The sequence below is a fragment of the Mycobacterium arosiense ATCC BAA-1401 = DSM 45069 genome, assembly GCF_002086125.1.
Classification (GTDB): Bacteria; Actinomycetota; Actinomycetes; order Mycobacteriales; family Mycobacteriaceae; genus Mycobacterium; species Mycobacterium arosiense.
This window is the reverse complement of sequence record NZ_MVHG01000313.1, coordinates 1-285: the sequence shown is the minus strand read 5'-3', so window position 1 is coordinate 285 and position 285 is coordinate 1. Positions and strand designations below refer to the sequence as shown.

At 66.0% G+C, this 285-nt stretch carries 1 pseudogene; it reads left to right on the top strand.

Annotation, left to right across the window (positions count from 1 at the left end):
• Positions 1-60: 60 nt before the first annotated feature.
• Positions 61-285, top strand: a pseudogene (locus tag BST14_RS32025) (aromatic amino acid aminotransferase); the annotation flags it as partial.

Below are 285 nucleotides of genomic sequence, written 5' to 3'. Positions count from 1 at the left end.
CAACGATTTCATCATGGCGGCGCGCACCGATTAGGTAGCGAAAACCGCCGAGGCGCGCAAATGAGTCATTTCGCCAAGGTCGCCCGCGTACCGGGCGACCCGATCCTGGGCCTGCTCGACGCCTACCGCAACGATCCGCGCGCGGACAAGCTGGACCTCGGCGTCGGTGTCTACAAGGATGCCCAGGGCCTGACCCCGATCCTGCGCTCGGTGAAACTCGCCGAGCAGCGCCTGGTCGAGCAGGAAACCACCAAGAGCTACGTCGGCGGCCACGGCGATGCGCTG